At 42.8% G+C, this 16,416-nt stretch carries 15 protein-coding genes; 12 read left to right on the top strand and 3 right to left on the bottom strand.

Annotated features, from left to right (window positions below):
* Positions 1-15 precede the first annotated feature (15 nt).
* Together ABDW02_RS04600 and ABDW02_RS04595 are read left to right on the top strand one after the other, a co-directional pair.
* Positions 16-1,125: an FAD-dependent monooxygenase gene (locus ABDW02_RS04600; RefSeq protein ID WP_343632571.1), complete on the top strand. Its 1,110-nt coding sequence runs from the start codon at positions 16-18 to the stop codon at positions 1,123-1,125.
* A 96-nt stretch (positions 1,126-1,221) separates the two neighbouring features.
* Positions 1,222-1,905: a hypothetical protein gene (locus ABDW02_RS04595; RefSeq protein WP_343632569.1), complete on the top strand. Its 684-nt coding sequence runs from the start codon at positions 1,222-1,224 to the stop codon at positions 1,903-1,905.
* A gap of 105 nt (positions 1,906-2,010) precedes the next feature.
* On the opposite strand, the gene ABDW02_RS04590 is transcribed toward ABDW02_RS04595, so the two are convergent.
* Positions 2,011-5,466: a peptide-N-glycosidase F-related protein gene (locus ABDW02_RS04590; RefSeq protein ID WP_343632567.1), complete on the bottom strand. Its 3,456-nt coding sequence runs from the start codon at positions 5,464-5,466 to the stop codon at positions 2,011-2,013.
* Between the two features lie 117 nt (positions 5,467-5,583).
* Positions 5,584-7,284 carry a M14 family zinc carboxypeptidase gene (locus ABDW02_RS04585; RefSeq protein ID WP_343632565.1) on the bottom strand — a complete coding sequence of 567 codons (1,701 nt, stop codon included), beginning with the start codon at positions 7,282-7,284 and terminating at the stop codon, positions 5,584-5,586.
* Positions 7,285-7,419: 135 nt separating this feature from the next.
* On the opposite strand from ABDW02_RS04585, the gene ABDW02_RS04580 reads away from it, so the two are divergent.
* Positions 7,420-8,169, top strand: a complete 750-nt coding sequence (locus tag ABDW02_RS04580) for a hypothetical protein (RefSeq protein WP_343632563.1) — start codon at positions 7,420-7,422, stop codon at positions 8,167-8,169.
* 197 nt (positions 8,170-8,366) lie between these two features.
* Here the strand turns inward: ABDW02_RS04580 and ABDW02_RS04575 are convergent, their stop codons facing one another.
* Complete coding sequence (locus tag ABDW02_RS04575) at positions 8,367-8,753, bottom strand: helix-turn-helix domain-containing protein (RefSeq protein WP_343632561.1); 387 nt, start codon at positions 8,751-8,753, stop codon at positions 8,367-8,369.
* A 119-nt stretch (positions 8,754-8,872) separates the two neighbouring features.
* On the opposite strand from ABDW02_RS04575, the gene ABDW02_RS04570 reads away from it, so the two are divergent.
* The 9 genes from ABDW02_RS04570 to ABDW02_RS04530 all read left to right on the top strand — a co-directional run bounded on the left by ABDW02_RS04570 (position 8,873) and on the right by ABDW02_RS04530 (position 16,386).
* A complete protein-coding gene (locus ABDW02_RS04570) occupies positions 8,873-9,733 on the top strand; it encodes an SDR family oxidoreductase (RefSeq protein ID WP_343632559.1) in 861 nt (286 codons plus the stop codon).
* Positions 9,734-9,827: 94 nt separating this feature from the next.
* On the top strand, positions 9,828-10,106 hold the full coding sequence (locus ABDW02_RS04565; RefSeq protein ID WP_343632557.1) for a hypothetical protein: 279 nt from the start codon (positions 9,828-9,830) through the stop codon (positions 10,104-10,106).
* A 54-nt stretch (positions 10,107-10,160) separates the two neighbouring features.
* Positions 10,161-10,766 (top strand): alpha-ketoglutarate-dependent dioxygenase AlkB, encoded by a 606-nt coding sequence (locus ABDW02_RS04560; protein ID WP_343632555.1) that lies wholly within the window; start codon positions 10,161-10,163, stop codon positions 10,764-10,766.
* Positions 10,767-10,838: 72 nt separating this feature from the next.
* Complete coding sequence (locus ABDW02_RS04555; RefSeq protein ID WP_343632553.1) at positions 10,839-11,231, top strand: hypothetical protein; 393 nt, start codon at positions 10,839-10,841, stop codon at positions 11,229-11,231.
* Positions 11,232-11,307: 76 nt separating this feature from the next.
* A complete protein-coding gene (locus ABDW02_RS04550; RefSeq protein ID WP_343632551.1) occupies positions 11,308-12,273 on the top strand; it encodes a hypothetical protein in 966 nt (321 codons plus the stop codon).
* A 35-nt stretch (positions 12,274-12,308) separates the two neighbouring features.
* Positions 12,309-12,935 (top strand): hypothetical protein, encoded by a 627-nt coding sequence (locus ABDW02_RS04545; protein ID WP_343632549.1) that lies wholly within the window; start codon positions 12,309-12,311, stop codon positions 12,933-12,935.
* 67 nt (positions 12,936-13,002) lie between these two features.
* A complete protein-coding gene (locus ABDW02_RS04540; protein ID WP_343632547.1) occupies positions 13,003-13,542 on the top strand; it encodes a hypothetical protein in 540 nt (179 codons plus the stop codon).
* Positions 13,532-15,859 (top strand): alpha/beta fold hydrolase, encoded by a 2,328-nt coding sequence (locus tag ABDW02_RS04535; RefSeq protein WP_343632545.1) that lies wholly within the window; start codon positions 13,532-13,534, stop codon positions 15,857-15,859. Before ABDW02_RS04540 ends, ABDW02_RS04535 begins: the two co-directional genes overlap by 11 nt.
* A 65-nt stretch (positions 15,860-15,924) precedes the next feature.
* On the top strand, positions 15,925-16,386 hold the full coding sequence (locus ABDW02_RS04530) for a GNAT family N-acetyltransferase (RefSeq protein WP_343632543.1): 462 nt from the start codon (positions 15,925-15,927) through the stop codon (positions 16,384-16,386).
* Positions 16,387-16,416: the final 30 nt, after the last annotated feature.

Here is a 16,416-nt window from a genome sequence, read left to right as displayed (position 1 = left end):
TAATACTCAGTAAAAATGGATCAGAATAAAAAAGTACTTGTATCAGGAGCAAGTTTTGCAGGTTTAACAACAGCTTACCGGATGAATCAATTGGGGTACCAGGTAACCGTTGTTGAAATCGGAAGTCATTTAAAAATGGGAGGTACTCCGGTCGACATCAAAGAGCATACGGTTGATATTGTCAGAAAGATGGGGCTTTTAGAGAAGATCAAAGCGAACCGGTTAACGCTTGAAAAATGGGAGTTTAAAGATGCAGACGACATTACCCGGCATTCCCTGCAGTTAATCCAACCGGGAGAAGCATTTCCGGACGATGAATTCGAAATTGAGAGGGATACTTTACTTAACATGCTATACGATCTCATCAAAAACGAGGTCAATTTCGTATTCGGAAACAGCATCACTTCATTACAGGAAAAGGAAGATTGCATCGAGGTCACTTTCAAAGATGGTTCCGATGATTCTTTCGAACTTGTAGTTGGTTGTGATGGCATTCATTCGGTAGTTCGAAAACTATGGTTTGGAGAAGAAAGCAACTATGCTCATTTTTTAGGACAGTATTTTTCCATTGCCATTGTAAACAAATTACTGATCCCGGTTTCTACTTTGCAGCTGTATTCGGAACCCGATAAGGGAATAATGCTTAATGCATACAACAATAAAACCGATATTGTTTTTACGTTCCGTCCGGAAAAAGAAATTCCGTATGATTTCCGCAATCAGGAACAGCAGAAAAACATCGTTCTGGAACAACTTGAAGGTATGTCCTGGCGAACACCTGAATTGCGGCAAGAGTTGATCAATTCTTCCTCTTTTTACTTCGACAAGTTTTGCCAGATTAAAATGCCTTCCTGGACAAAAGGTCGTGTAGCCCTGGTCGGTGACTCAGGTTATTGTGCATCTCCGGCAGCGGGAATGGGAGGTTCACTGGCAATAATCGGTGCATCCGCATTGGCCGATGCATTTGAAAAACATTCCGGAAATTACGAATTGGCTTTCAAAACCTATAACAAGGAATTGAAACCATTTATCGAAGAAGTGCAAGCCGAAGCCATTAAAATGCTGGATAAATTGCTTCCACGAACTGAAGAAGAAATAAAAAAAATGTTCCAAAACGGTTTTTAATCCAGGTTGGTTTAAATGAAACGCGATTCGTCAAAGTGGATCACGTTTTTATTGCAGTTTCATTTTTAATGCTACATTTGACGAAAATCACTATTTATGAAATACTACATCTTTTATGCTTTGCTGGCATTTTTGCCGGTAACCACCATTAGCCTGGCTCAAACGGGAGACTCCAGCAACTTAAACAACAAGCCGGTATCCGGTCAAACTCAAACAGCAACTGCGAACCCGCCTGCCGCCAAAGCGAACCAAACAGCTGCCGCTCAACCCACGGGAGGAAACAAAACCATCCAGGATATTATTTCCTTTTTACCGGTGGCTTTCTTCTTCTTCATCGTTTCAACGGTTTTTATTAAACTCAGAAAAGATGGTGTCAAACTCAGTGAAATCCTGATTGACAAAGAAACAGTGCTTGAAAAACGAAAAGCAGATGTGGCCATTGCAGCATCGCATGCACAAGTAGCAACAGCAGCAGCAACGGCAATCAGTGCAAATCCGAATGCAGCAGTTGCAGTGCCTGCTGAAACTTTTACTCCACCGGCATCTGCAACAGTAAGCCAAACAACCGATAACCCGGAGCAAAGTACCAGCAGGTTGATCGTATTCATCTGCGGAATTACATCGATTGCGCTGGCTTGCTGTATTACCAGTTATTATTTCTACAAATCGTTTACTGGAGGCGGAGACGTGAGTATCAGCAACCTTTCCAATGTGCTTTACGGTTTGGGATTGGGAGTGATTCCATACGGATTCAATAAAATTGCAGCGGCATTGAAATAGTTTAAGGAGTTAAAAAAAATTCAAAGGGTTTAATAGTTCAATTTGAACAAAAAAAGTAGGCACGCGATTAATCGCGTGCCTACTTTTTTATTGATCTTATTTTTTTTACTGTTTAATAAACGGTGTTGTTTCCGAACCGTTATCTCCGCTTACTCGTACCAGGTAATAACCGTTTTGCAGATCATTCACCAGGAAATCGGCTGCGTAAGTTTGATTGTTGTTAGTTACAGCCTGTTGCTTGACAACACGGCCGTTCATATCAATGACCTCGACTTTTGCGTTGTTCCCTACATTTCCTACTAATTCTACGCGGATTTTATCCGAAGAAGGATTCGGGAATATCAATAATTCATTGTTCAGGTTCTTTTCTTCCAGGTTCAAAGCAAAACCAACCGAGAAATTATAACGGTGATAAGAACCGAAATCCGAAGGGAAAATCTCCATGATAGCACCTCCAACTTTTCGTACGCGGAATCCTCCGGTAGTTTCTCCTTCCACCTGTGCAGAATACCAGAAACCGATACCATCATCGTCGCTGTCTTCCAGGATCAATGAATAACATCCCGGAGCCAAATCGAATGTATCCTTATAATCCGTATTGTTGGTCAGTGTCGTTCTTTCGAAAATAACATTGTCGTTCTGATCCACCAATCTCCATTTGTTTTCATTTGCTTTGTTATTTGTCGTCATCCACACAAAGAACGGACCGTCGATCACTTCCGGAGCGGTATATTTCGTTTTGAACTCGTCGTTTTGGTGGTATTCATCCAGGGTATTCGATCCTGAAATTTCGATTACCCGTGCATAAAACCCGTTTGCAGGATTCGCTCCGAACCAGAAGTTTTGATTCGTGATCGGAATTTCAACGATTTCTTTCTCCAGGAATGCCAGGTTACCCGACCAGGTATAATCGATAAAGTTTCCGTAAGTCACCCAAATGCGAATTTTACAAGCCGTTAACGGAAGCGCCCCGTTATTTTGCAGGATCACACGCGGATTCGAACAAGTCGGGTTCCATTTACGGTAATATTCGTAGCTGTTCGGGTTCAAAATGTCCAAAATTGCTGCATCGTGTTGGAAGTTTGGTGCAGAATACGATACCAGGTCGATTGCCGTGATAAAGTTACCACTAGCTTGTCCCATATCGTTCGTCGGTACATCGGATATATCGTAATCAATCGTCACGGTATCTCCCGGAGTTACGTAAGATGTCAGTTCATGATCGAATTCACGCACCATATCTCCCGGACACCATCCTTCACGGGCATACGGCCACGTTCCGCCTTGCTTGGTATTCGGGTTCTTTCCGCAATCGTCTCGCCAGATACTCCAGCTGAAACGCTCCACTCCGTCGATGATTATCTTGTGCTGTTTGTCCTGCCATTCACAACAAGCGCCGTTTCCAACCTGTCCGTGTCCGGTCAAACGTGTTTTCAGCTTAAAGTTTTCGGAACTATCCGAAAGAATGACTTGTTTCGCCTGCAAAACAACATCGTTTGCCATGTCTGCATAATTATAAGACGTCCAGTTGTTCCAAACGGGCTTGATATCGTGAACATCTCTGGCAGGAATTCCCTCAATAAATGCAAATTTCAGGTCGATTAGTTCCTGTGTGTTATGAGCGGCAAGATCTACCGTTCCGTGCAGGTATTTCTGGTAATCCGTTACATCGTAAATCCACGTAAATCCTTGTGGCCCCAATGTAAACCCGATTCCATAAGGTGTAATGTAACGCCCGATCTCTACGTCGTTGATCTGTTCAAAAGCCACTTCGTGGTAAGAAATAGCCTGGTTCGTTAAGGTTGCAGCTACCGCACTCGGAGCGGAATTCAATATTGTTCCCGTTGTAGAAATGGTATCAATCGTTTCCACATCGTAAGTGAGCATATTCGAAACGATGTGGAAACTATGCGGGCCTTCAGCATATTCAAACACTACGCTCGGAGCCGGGAATTGCGTTACCAGCGTAGAATCAGCTGTTGCCGCATTCATAGTTCCCTGGATCAGATCAATTTTCGGGCTGCCGGAAGTATTTTCAACGCCTGCAACAATCGGCTGGTTATTTTGAACCATGTTCGTTGCAGAACACATTCCCAAACGGTTGTGCCCCGAACGGTCGATCAAAGCCAATTGTCCGTCGAAATCGTAATACAGTTCCAGATCCGCATAATTCGGATGGGAAGCAGCGATCTTTTTGTCCTTCCAGGAAGCAATAGTTGCCGCATCCAACGCAGCCGACCAAACGGAAAATTCATCAATAGAACCTTTCCAGTTATTGTTCAGGTCTTTTCCTGCTCCCAGGATGAATTTTGTAATGGTAGCAACAGGAATTGTCAAACCTGTCCCGGAGTGCCACTGCGCACCATCTTTGTAAATGAACATTTGCCCGGTGGAGGTTTTCTTTACGAAAGCCCAGTGATGCCAGGCGTTATCCACATCTGCAGCAGCTGTTGCCGTTTTTTGAATGCGGTCATAACCTGTTCCCTGACCGGCATCCCAGTAAATATTATCGTTCGACCACGGCAAATGAATATTCAGAATGCGGTTATTCAAGGAATCCGCTGCTTCGATAATGGAAGTTGATGCTCCCGTATTCCCGTTTCCTTTTGCCCAGAAAGCAATGGTCATATCTCCACCCAAATTGACATTATTCAGGTTTAGTTCCGCATAATTGGTTCCGTTTGCCGTAAAAACTCCATTGGAGTTGTCGAAGCTCAGCGTATTTGATCCCGAAACTGCCACCATTTCCAAATCGACCTGGGAAAGTCCCTGGCGTGCATCGGTGAACTTCAACTCAATAATCAAGTTCGAAGAACCGTCGTAAGTAAACGGAGTTGAAAAGTTCACGGTATTCGACCCGGCGGAAATTCCGGTTAAGGCATTATTGAAAACAGTAGTAAAACCGGTTGTTTCCAAAGCCGTAAGAGTCGAAGCATTGGTTGATTTGATCCGGATCTGAACGCCCTGAAGTGACGCAAACGCATTCAGAATATTCAGGTTCATTCCCTGGATATCTCCGGCAAGAACTCCGCTCGTTGCCAATTCACCGGCAGGAATGATCCATTGGATTGTTTTCCCGTTTCCGTTCGTACTTACCAATGTCATTGGGGCACTTCCCGTTCCCGCAACCGGATGAATAACCGGCATAAGTGGCGTACGCGTTTGAACAGGCATCCATCTTTGATCGTAATAAACATTCGAGTAAGGATAAGTAGCCGGTGAAAGTGTATTTACACGGTATTTACTCCCGTTTACCTGCACGGAATCCATAATCCCTGTGTGTTCGAAAATGCGTGTATAGGTTAAATAATCCCATTCTCCGCAATCGTAATTATCCCAGGTTGTCAAAGGACTGCATTTCAGCTTGTAGTACATCAGTACTTTTTCAAAGCGTGTTGTATCCAGACTTGCAGGAAATTGGAATTCAACTCTTCGCGTGCTGATGGTATCAAACGTATAAGTCTGAACCCAGGTTGTATCCTGCGCGACCGAAGTCATGGCAATTAGCCCGAGCATACCTGAGAGCATCCACCGCAGCGGACTTAAAGTCAGTTTTTTCATGTTTATTAATCAGTATAGGATCGTAAAGATAGTCCAAACAGACCGCCAGGCCTATATCGATTTTGTGACATTTTCGGGACAAACGTCTCAAAGTACCCGAAAGTCTTGTAAAGCTGATCAGTAAACCTTATAGATCGGAAGCCGGTTAAAGGTCTTTTTTTCAAAGCGTTGACTATTCTGATACACAAAGAAAAGCTGCGCTTCGGCACTTTTTGCAAATTCCGGGTCATTGGATTTTTTCTTTTCCAGCTGTTCGCGAAGGCTTGGATTCTCTTTCAGGATTTGTGCCGCTTCATCTTCAAAGACATAAGCCGAGAAATACTCTTTTTCCTGGATATAACTGTCCATCATGTTCCAGGCAAAGTAGGAATCCTCGCAGCGCGGTTCCAAAACACTTACAATAAAATTGATTTTCGGCTGGTTGCAGGGAACCCAAATACTTCCTACCGGAATACGTACTTCTTCCTCCTGCTCCATGCTTTTCACTTTTCGATGCAGGTAATGTCCTTCATAAGGTTTTGAGCCGGATTCAAAATCCAAAATCCGGATGGTAGTTACTTTCTTTAAAAGACTACTGTCTGTTGCTTCAAATTCCACTCCGTTTGCTTTCAGTCTTTCAATGATTTCAACCGCTTCCTTCGAAACAAAATATCCCCTCGGAACCATCACCGAATCTTTTGCACGGTAGGTCTGGTAATACGGGATGTATTTCGTAAACGGTTTCGAGCGGTCATAAAATAAGCGGTCTTTCCCGGAAACGCCGCTCGGTTTATAACCGAAATCATATCCTTTGAACAGAATGGAATCTTTTTGACCGGTCAGTTCATAATTGAACGGGAAATAATGAGAAATCCGTTGAGGAGATTTCAAGCGGGCTTCTTCCCTTGCAGCTTCAATTTCACTGGCAGCGTCGTGGCTCCAATGAAATAAGAAATCCAGGTAATCTTTTGTTGCCTGCACACGCTTCGGAAAAGGTTTCAACATGTGCGTTTCAACAGTGATACTTAAAGCATGAAAGAGTGTGCCGTAACCTTGCGCATAACGCGGTAAATCATTAAAAGCTTCAATCCCCGATTCCGGAGTTTCACCTTTCGTTTCCACATACGGAGACCAGTCCCACCACTTCTTTTTCAAGGTTTCCGTCAACGACGGAATGTATTTCTGATTGAAGACAGTCTGTATTCCGGGCGCCATCCGTTCTTTCATAGAGTGAATGAGCGTTAGTGTATACTGATAATCCGCTCCATTCGAAACATGCGTATCCACAAATACATCCGGGTCCAATGCCTGGTAAATCTTAACAAACGTGAACATGTTCTTCGAATCCATTTTAATAAAATCGCGATTCAGATCGAGGTTCTGGGCATTTCCTCTGAATCCATATTCCTCCGGACCATCCTGGTTTGCCCTGCCGGAAGATGACCGGTTCATCATTCCACCCACATTATAAGCCGGAATAATCGCAATCACAGGTAAATCCTTCGTCTTTTTTCCTTTCCGGATCCATTCTTCGATCCACAACAAACAGGCATTTACACCATCCGGCTCACCGGCGTGAATAGCATTATTGATCAAAACGGTTGTTCCTGATTTTGCTTTATGAAATGTGGGCAAGGAATCTCCTGCGCCATTGAGAATCACCAGATAAATGGGAAATTCAGTATCCGATTCGCCCATTTCATAAAGCTCGATTTCCCGGTGCTCCGCATCCAACTTTTTATAAATATTGATCAGTTCGGGATACGTCGGAGTTTTGTTACCATCCCATTGAGCCAATCCGAAAAGCGGAAAAACCAGTGCGAAAAAAGCTAATTTCATACCCGAAAATAGTCCAAATGTTCAAAAAGTTGAACAGTTCAAAGAATTATTTCGATCATTGAACCGACCGATCGGAACTTTTGAACTTTCAATGAACGTTTGTTCAATCCGGTTGTAAGCAACAAAAACGGAACTATGAAACTTTCCATCATCGCTTTATTGGCTTTTATTCCAGTTGCATTCAATTGCCTGGCTGATTGTGCAGGAACGGGTTTGTCTGCTTTTCCATACCAGGGAGAAATCAATAAGAACACGGTGTTTGTGTTGGATGGTTACGCCGAAAGTCAGCAGGTGATTAACGGATTGAATGAAAAATTCCCGGTTTATTTGAAATCCGGAGATGAACGGATTCCGTTAAAAGTACTTGAAATCCATGTCGGACAATTCTACCTGACACAAGCTGTATTGAAGCCTGAAATGTCTTTAATTCCGGGAAAAAAGTACCAATTGGTCATCGATCACCTACCGGATTATGAAAAGCTTGGGGTTTATAATCTGAAAACACACGGATTCGATCCGATCAGCTATTTTGTAACCGATACAACAGACATGGAAGCGCCTGTTTGGACGGAAAAACCACAGGAAAAAGACAAGTCACTGACCCATTTCGGATGCGGGCCTTCTATTCATGTCAACTTTAAAATGGATGTAAAAGAGCAATCCGAGTTCCTGGTAAAGACGACCGTTAAGAACAGGAAAACAGGAACGGAAACTATTTATTATATAGGAGGAAAAGAGGGATTGTCTATTGGACATGGAATGTGTTCAGGTGCTTTTACTTTTGATGATTCCCTGGAATATGAAGCCAAATTCCAACTCATGGATGCTTCCGGAAATATCTCCGAGGAAACGGATTGGATTGCATTTACAAAACCAATAGATTAGAATTTTCAATTTCCAAAATTCCCGAATACTTATTCTTTAATTTTGTTAAAGCGCTAAAAATCAATATTTTAAATCAAAATCTGTTCACATCTTTGTGAAGAAGCGAATTCTGAAATTTGAGAATTTTAAAATATCCTGTTTAGAAATTCCGAAGACACATATCAGTAAGTTCCGGGACTCAAAATCGTTATTTTATCTTAACCTGCAGCTCTTTCAGTCATTTCTTCTTCAAACAATCCTTTCCGGTGATTAATTCCCCATTGGATCATACTGTCCATCACTTCCTGGAGTTGTCTGGCTGAACCCGTTAATTCATATTCGATAGTAACCGGTATGGAATCATAAACCGTTCGTTTCACAATTCCATTCAATTCCAGTTCTTTCAACTCCTTCGACAACATACGAGGAGTGATTTTCGGAATAGTACGCTGGATTTCCGTAAACCGACGTGTTTTGCCAAAGAGCAATGATCCGATGATCTGCAATTTCCATTTACCTGAAATCACATTCAGCGTGTCTGTCATTGCAAGTACAAACTGAATGGGACAAGATTTCGCCTGTTCAAGTGTCATTTTATTTTCCATAGTACAAAATTAAAGTATTGAACTATACTTCAGTATAGCACTATACAAAAGTATAGGACTTCTTTTTATATAGCAAGTTGTTCTAGCTTTGTTGCACAAACAATTTAAAATACAGACAAATGATTTTAATAACAGGTGCAACAGGAAATTTGGGAAAGGCAACCGTTGAATTTCTTTCGAAAAAAATCCCTGTGGGGAATATTGCTGTTTTAGTACGCGATGAAAACAAAGCTTCAGATTTGAAGGTTTTAGGAGTGGATGTACGTGTGGGCGATTACCACGATAAAGATTCGTTGGTAAAAGCGTTCCAGGGAGTCGACAAACTGCTTTTGATTTCTTCCAATGATTTCAATGATCGTTTGGGACAGCAAAAAAGAGCCGTTGACGCAGCAAAAGAAGCCGGTGTAAAACACATTCTTTACACGGGAGTTTCTATGCAAAACATCGAAAATTCCGCTTTAAAGGAATTGATGGGAGAACATTTCGATACGGAAAAACACATTTTAGCTTCCGGATTGACCTATACTTTCCTGAGAGACAATCTGTATGCGGATGTCATTCCGATGTATCTGGGTGAGCACTTTCTTGAAACCGGAATTAACTTTCCGGCAGGAAACGGAAAAGTTCCTTTCTCTTTGAGAACCGAAATGGCGGAAGCTTTCGCCAATGTTTTGAGCTCGGAAGGCCATGAAAACAAAATCTATGAAATTTCGAACGGAGAAAGCTATTCGTTCCGGGACGTGGCGAATGCTCTTTCTGCGCATACCGGGAAAACGGTGGTATATAATGACCTTTCGGCGGCCGATTTTTCAAAAGCACTCAGCGAAGCAGGTGTTCCTGAACACATCATCGGTTTTTCACTGGGATTTGCAACTGCAACAAAAGACGGTGATTTCGATGTTCCGAACAATCATTTGGAGCAGCTTTTGGGAAGAAAACCAAGCTCTTTGAATGAAGCAATTCGTGAAATTTACCAATAATTATCCCGATTGATTAAAAAAAGCCCCGGTCACTAAGCGAAGTCGAAGTGCGGGGCTTTTTTATTTGTAATTTCAGGACTTCAACTATACGGTTATGCTTCTGGATTTCATTATCGGTGTTCTGCTCATGAACTCACTTCCCCACTTTGTATTGGGAATTACCAAAACACGCTTTTTGGGCATGTTCGGTTTCGAACCTGCTGCCAACATCTGGTATGCAGTTGTACAATTTGTATTGGCTATGATCCTTTTTCATATCAATCACGGAATCGAAACCATCCTGAAAAACGGAATTGTTTTGGGGGCAGCTTGCACATGCGTGTTATTTCTGATTTTTGGAAAAGCAATCCTGAAATTTTACCGTAAAAAGTAAACTTGTAATTATATCAGTCTTGATCATTGAGGTATTGATCATTCATCATTCACTATGGATTTATTCTCAGCTTCAAACGAAACAACAAACCTGCTTCCGCACGACGGGATCGTGAATTACTATGGCATTGTTTTCCCAAAAACAGAGGCAGATCGGTTTTTAAGCTATTTACTCAACCAAATCGCATGGAAAAATGACGAAGCGATTATTTTCGGGAAGCTTATTGTGACGAAGCGAAAAGTAGCCTGGTACGCCGATAAACCCTTCGAATACACTTATTCCAAAACCACCAAAACAGCATTGCCCTGGACCAAAGAACTGCTCGAACTAAAATCGATTGTGGAAGAACGTACCGGGGAAACTTATAATTCCTGTTTACTGAATCTTTACCACGATGGCAGCGAAGGAATGGCCTGGCACAGCGATGCAGAAATCGACCTGAAGAAAAACGGGGCAATCGGATCGTTGAGTTTCGGAAGCGAACGCAAATTTGCCTTCAAGCACAAAAAGACCGCTGAAACAGTGTCCGTATTATTGGAGCACGGAAGTTTACTCGTTATGAAAGGGGAAACGCAAACGCATTGGCTACATAGACTTCCTCCTACCAAATTATCCAAAAAACCGCGGGTCAATTTAACCTTCCGCACCATCGTTGAATAACTTCATTGCTTACATTTACCTTTTTACATTTACCTTTTTACATTTACCTTTTCACATTTGAATAGTTACCTTATGAATGATCTGTTAGACGAACAACCAATTATAGTAAAAGATACCATCCGTTTTCAATGGTGGGTGATTCTTATCTGGCTTGCTGTTTTTGCCATCGGATATCTTTTCAGGATGATGCATTGGCCTTTCCACGGGATTATTCGCATCATCGGATCGGGAGGATTCATGGCCTACTCCCTTTCGTTTTTGATCCTTGCAAAACCCAGGACTGCCGGAATCATTGTTTCAAACTGTCTGAGTCTTTTGTGGGTACTCATTGTCATTTGGGGAATCTTTTTCAATGGAGGCTATCCCTTCAATGCGGGCGGAGCCGGTGCTCTGGGTTTGGCATTCGGATTTTTGTTCACCGTTCACATAGTCAGTCTTTACTTTATGAAGAAGAACAGGGCGTAATGACGAAAAATTTTTCGTCCCTATGTTTTAAATCTCTTTTCAATTTTCAATTAATTTTGGATTAAATCCATTTTCAATGTCCGACTCTTTTCATGCCCATCCGATCGTTTTTTACAATGTAGAGAATCTCTTTGACACCTTTGACGATGTTTCGTTATTGGGAAATGAAGAATTCACGCCGGACGGTGATAAACTGTGGAATGAAGAGCGTTACCGCGCAAAACTGAACCGCTTGTCGGAAGCCTTATTATTAGTCAACGGCTCCACTCCGCTTGCTTTTGGAATGGCGGAAATTGAAAACCGGAAAGTGGTGGAAGACTTGATCAAAACCGGCGCTTTGGCTCAACGCAATTACCGGATCCTGCACTTTGATTCAGATGACAGACGCGGTATGGACTGTGCTTTTGTGTACGATGCCGGCTTTATTTTCCCCGAGATCGATACGAGATTTGTTATTCATGTGGAAGACGAGCCGCATTTCCGGACACGCGATATCCTGTACATGAAAGCACGCATACAGAATCAGTTCATCGTGCATTTTTTCGTCAATCACTGGCCTTCGCGCAGGGAAGGGATTTCGGAATCGGAAAGCAGGCGAAAAGCCGCTGCAACAACGCTGAGAAGAGAAATCGACAAGATCCTGAACGTTGAAAAGAATGCGAATATTATCGTGATGGGAGATTTCAACGATACTCCGAACGATTACAGCATCCGCACAATCCTTCGCGCAAAAGGTCAGCATGAACAAACCAAAGGCGACCTGATAAACCTCCTGATCGAAGAACATAAAAACGGTTACGGAACAACCGTTCACCAACGCGAATGGGACGTTTTTGACCAGTTGATCGTCTCGCAGGGATTGTTGCAGGGACAATCCGGACTGGAAATACACGAGAACAACGCCTTTATTGCCCGGAACAAAAAACTGGTCTTTACTTACCCGGACGGCGGACAAAAACCAAGCGCTACCTATGGCGGTGACACTTATCACGGCGGATATTCGGACCATTTACCGGTTTTTCTGAATTTAAAAGCTAAATAAGTTCCTAAATTTCAAAACTCTCTCATCTAAATCCCATGAAAAGAATTCCAACCTCCACCCTCCTGGTCTTTCTTTCCCTTCTGGCTCTTACAAGCTGTAAACAGGTCTTTTTAGGTCTATACGGTATGAGAATGCCTAAAGAGATAAATGAAAAACGCATTCTGAAAGCAGGAAGAAAATATCACATTCCGGTTGAAGACAGCTATGTGCTTCATTCCGCATATTCTGCATACCTTTTCTCGCTGGATACCTCCAAATTTAAACTTCAGATTAAAAACCATTATCAACCGCTTCAGGCGGTTTATTACAATAGCAACGGAATCCCGGAATCCTTTCAGATCAATTGCTACGCCGGAGGTTTCCCGAATCTGAAATGGAACAGGAACGATATCTTTGAAACATTTCCTCCCAAACAACAAGCTCCTGTCGACAGTCTTCTAACCTTAAGCAAGCACCTGGAGTTTTTGCGCCCGCTTTCCGGGACGGCTGAAAAAAATCCGGGAAAAACAGACTATTTTGCCATCGTTCACTGGAATCGATTCATGGGAAGACAGACGAAAAGGCTGATCAGGTGTGTGCAAAAAAATGCCCGGAGAACAACCGGCCAACAACTGAAAATTATTTATGCCAATAATGATAACCTGTTCTTAAAAGCGTTCTGAATCACTGTTTTTTTCAACTCTTTGCTGAAATTCCGTTTCAATTTAAAGAGAATGCTTTTCTTTGAATATGAATCAGGCACAAGCATTTTTAAACGATTTCAAATCCACGCGGAATTTTGCGGAATTGGTACCGGTTTTGGCTAAAGATGAAGCCTTTAGAACTGCCATTTTTGAAGAAATTGAATCCGAAGAATATCCTTTTCCCGAATATGCCTCCTGGATTGCCGTTCATTTTTTTGAGAAATTTCCCGGTTTAATGAGTCGCGAACAGTTCAATTCCATGGTTGCGGTTTTGCTCCGTACAGCGAACCATTCTGTGCAGCGAAACCTGACAAATACGCTGGTAAATGCACCGTTCGACTGTTCTGAAAACGGGGAATTACTGGACCTGCTCGTTGATTTCTTACATCAGTCCGAAGCACTTCCGGCTTTGAAACACCATTCCCTGCGAATGATCGAAAAACATTATCTTCCTGTCTACCCGGAATTAATGCGGGAATTGAGAACCTTGTTTGAAGTTATATCGAATCATCCGAAAGCTTCCATGCAATCAATGGCCCGCAATTTTGAAAAAAAATACCGCAAACATCCTTTTTATGAATACTAAACTTCTTTTCGCTCTCCTGAGTTTTCTCGTTTTTCATCCTTTTTTCGCTCAGACTATTCGTTTGGAAGAAATCATGAAGGGGGAAGAATTTGTCGGGTTTTCCCCGCAAAATATTCGCTGGGCAATGGATAACGAATCCGTGCTCTTTGACTGGAACCCGAACAGTGAATTGGGAAGAAGTTTGTATGCGTATCAAGTCAAACAAAAAAACACGGTCAAAGTTCCACTGATTGACGGTCGTTTGGATTGGATTCCTGCTTTAGATAACCACACACAACTAACTACGAATCATTATTTTAATGACAACGGAAATTTAACGCGCTATACTCCGAAAACGAAGTCGAAAACAACTATCTATTCCGGGAAAGAAGCAGTCGGGGCCGTTTTCAGAAACAACAACTCCCCGTTCGTTTATTTCATGATCGATAACAACCTTTTCTGTTACAATGAAACAGCAGGAAGTATGGTGCAGGTGACCAATTTCATCCAGGGAAATCTGCCTTCAGAAAAAAACGACACCAGTTTTCTTTACCGGCAGCAACGCGAGTTATTCTCATTTATCCAACTCCAGGACCAAAAGAAACAGTGGCAGGAAAAGCAACCGACAAGGAAACTTCCGGCTGGAATTTACTATGCAAAGAACGAATACGTAAGCCGGATCAATGTCAGTGCCGACGGAAATTATGTGTCCTTTGTTTTGGTGATGGATGCAGATGAACCGGCAACCAATTACGAAGCTTTCATCACAAGTGACGGATTTACACATCACCGCCAGGCCCGCCCGAAGGTGAACGACAAGGAACCCGCCACACGCATGGGAATTTTTGACATTCGCAAAGACACCGTTTATTTGGTGGATGCTTCGGCGTTGACAGATATTCGCAAAAAGCCGGCCTATCTTGCAGAATATGGAATCATCGGAAACTATGCAAAAGACCGCGACATCTGCTTTCACCAGGCTATTATGCATCCCACTGAGAACAAGGCTTTGGTAGATATCCGTTCCTACGACAACAAAGACCGCTGGATCTGCATCGCTGATCTTTCTACCGGGAAATTAACGGAGCTGGAACACCAGCACGACGATGCATGGATCGGAGGGCCGGGAATCTCTGAATGGAACGAAGAAGAAGGAACGCTTTTCTGGATCAACACAACCGATTTCATCTTCCAAAGCGAAGCAAGCGGTTATTCACATTTGTATTCCATGAATATTCAAACGAAAGCAAAAAAAGCGTTAACGGAAGGAAAATGGGAAGTACGCGATCCATTCCTTTCCAACGACAAAAAAACGGTCTACTTTATTGGGAATAAAATTCATCCGGGAGTGCGAAACGGTTATAAACTGGAGGTAGCTTCCGGAAAAATAACAGCGCTTTTCGAAGGGAATTTCGGAATCGAATGGGTGCTGTCGCCCGACGAAAAAATGTGGGCAATTCGCTATTCCACGGCTACTCAACCCTGGGAATTGTGCGTAGTTCCAAATACCGGCGGACAAAAACTGGTTCCGGTTACCAAAAGCACGCTTCCGGGATTTGATCAACTGAAGCTGCAAATGCCGGAAATTATCCAAATTCCTTCATCCGACGGAAAGCAGATCTATTCACGTAAATACACTCCTGAAAAACCGAACGGAGCTGCAGTCCTGTTTGTTCATGGAGCCGGATACCTGCAAAATGCGCATTATTACTGGAGTCATTACCAGCGGGAAATGCTCTTCCATCAGCTGCTGATTGCAAAGGGATATACGGTTCTGGACCTGGATTACCGCGCCAGTGAAGGTTACGGCAGAAATTGGAGAACGGATATTTACCGCGATATGGGGAACCGGGATCTGAACGATTACGTGGATGCTAAAAATTACCTGGTTAAGAATCTTTCCATTGATTCCAATCGCGTGGGAATTTATGGTGGAAGCTACGGCGGATTCATTACTTTAATGGCACTTTTGAAAACGCCGGACACCTTTGCCTGCGGAGCGGCCTTGCGATCGGTAACGGATTGGGCGCATTACAATCACGAGTATACGAGCAACATTCTGAATTATCCTGCCACAGACCCGAAAGCGTATAAAAGAAGCAGCCCGATCTATTTTGCAGAGAATCTGAAAAAGCCATTGTTGATGCTTCACGGAATGGTAGACGATAACGTGCAATTCCAGGATATCGTTCGCTTGAATCAGCGTTTCATTGAGCTTGGAAAGACAAATTTCCAGTTAAGCATCTTCCCTACCGAAGCACACGGATTTACGTTTACTCCAGCCTGGATTGACGAGTACAGAAGAATTTTAGAGTTGTTTGAAGCGAATCTTAAATAATTAACGGTGCCTCCGATCCACTCAGTCAACGATCAGGACATTGAGTAAAATCGAAATGCCCTTTTATGTCAAACGAAATGATTAAAACCATGGTTATTCGTGAACTAAAGACCCTGGAAGAAATGATTCCGCATCTGGATATTCTCCGGGAACTGTACCCGAAATTGGATTTGGAGAGTTACCAGTCCATGCTGCAAAATATGATCCCGCATAATTATGCACAGATTGGTGTTTTTGCAGAGGATAAATGCATTGCTATAAGCGGTTATTGGCTGGGAACGAAATTGTGGTGCGGGCCTTACCTGGAACTTGATAATGTAATTGTATCCGAATCAGCACGGGGAACCGGTGCCGGAAAACTCATTCAGAATTACCTCGAAGAAAAATCACGTGCGTTGAATTGCCACATCATGGCCCTGGATGCTTACACCAATAACTTCAAGGCTCACCGGTTTTATTACAACCAGGGATATTCCCCGAAAGGATTTCATTTTATTAAGATCCTGGATGAAGAGGGACTAACGTAAATGATCAATTATGAACGATTGAATGATCAA

It is taken from the genome of Fluviicola sp. (assembly GCF_039596395.1).
Classification (GTDB): Bacteria; Bacteroidota; Bacteroidia; order Flavobacteriales_D; family Crocinitomicaceae; genus Fluviicola.
Note: the sequence above shows the minus strand (reverse complement) of the source record. Positions and strands in the feature narration are given on the sequence as shown.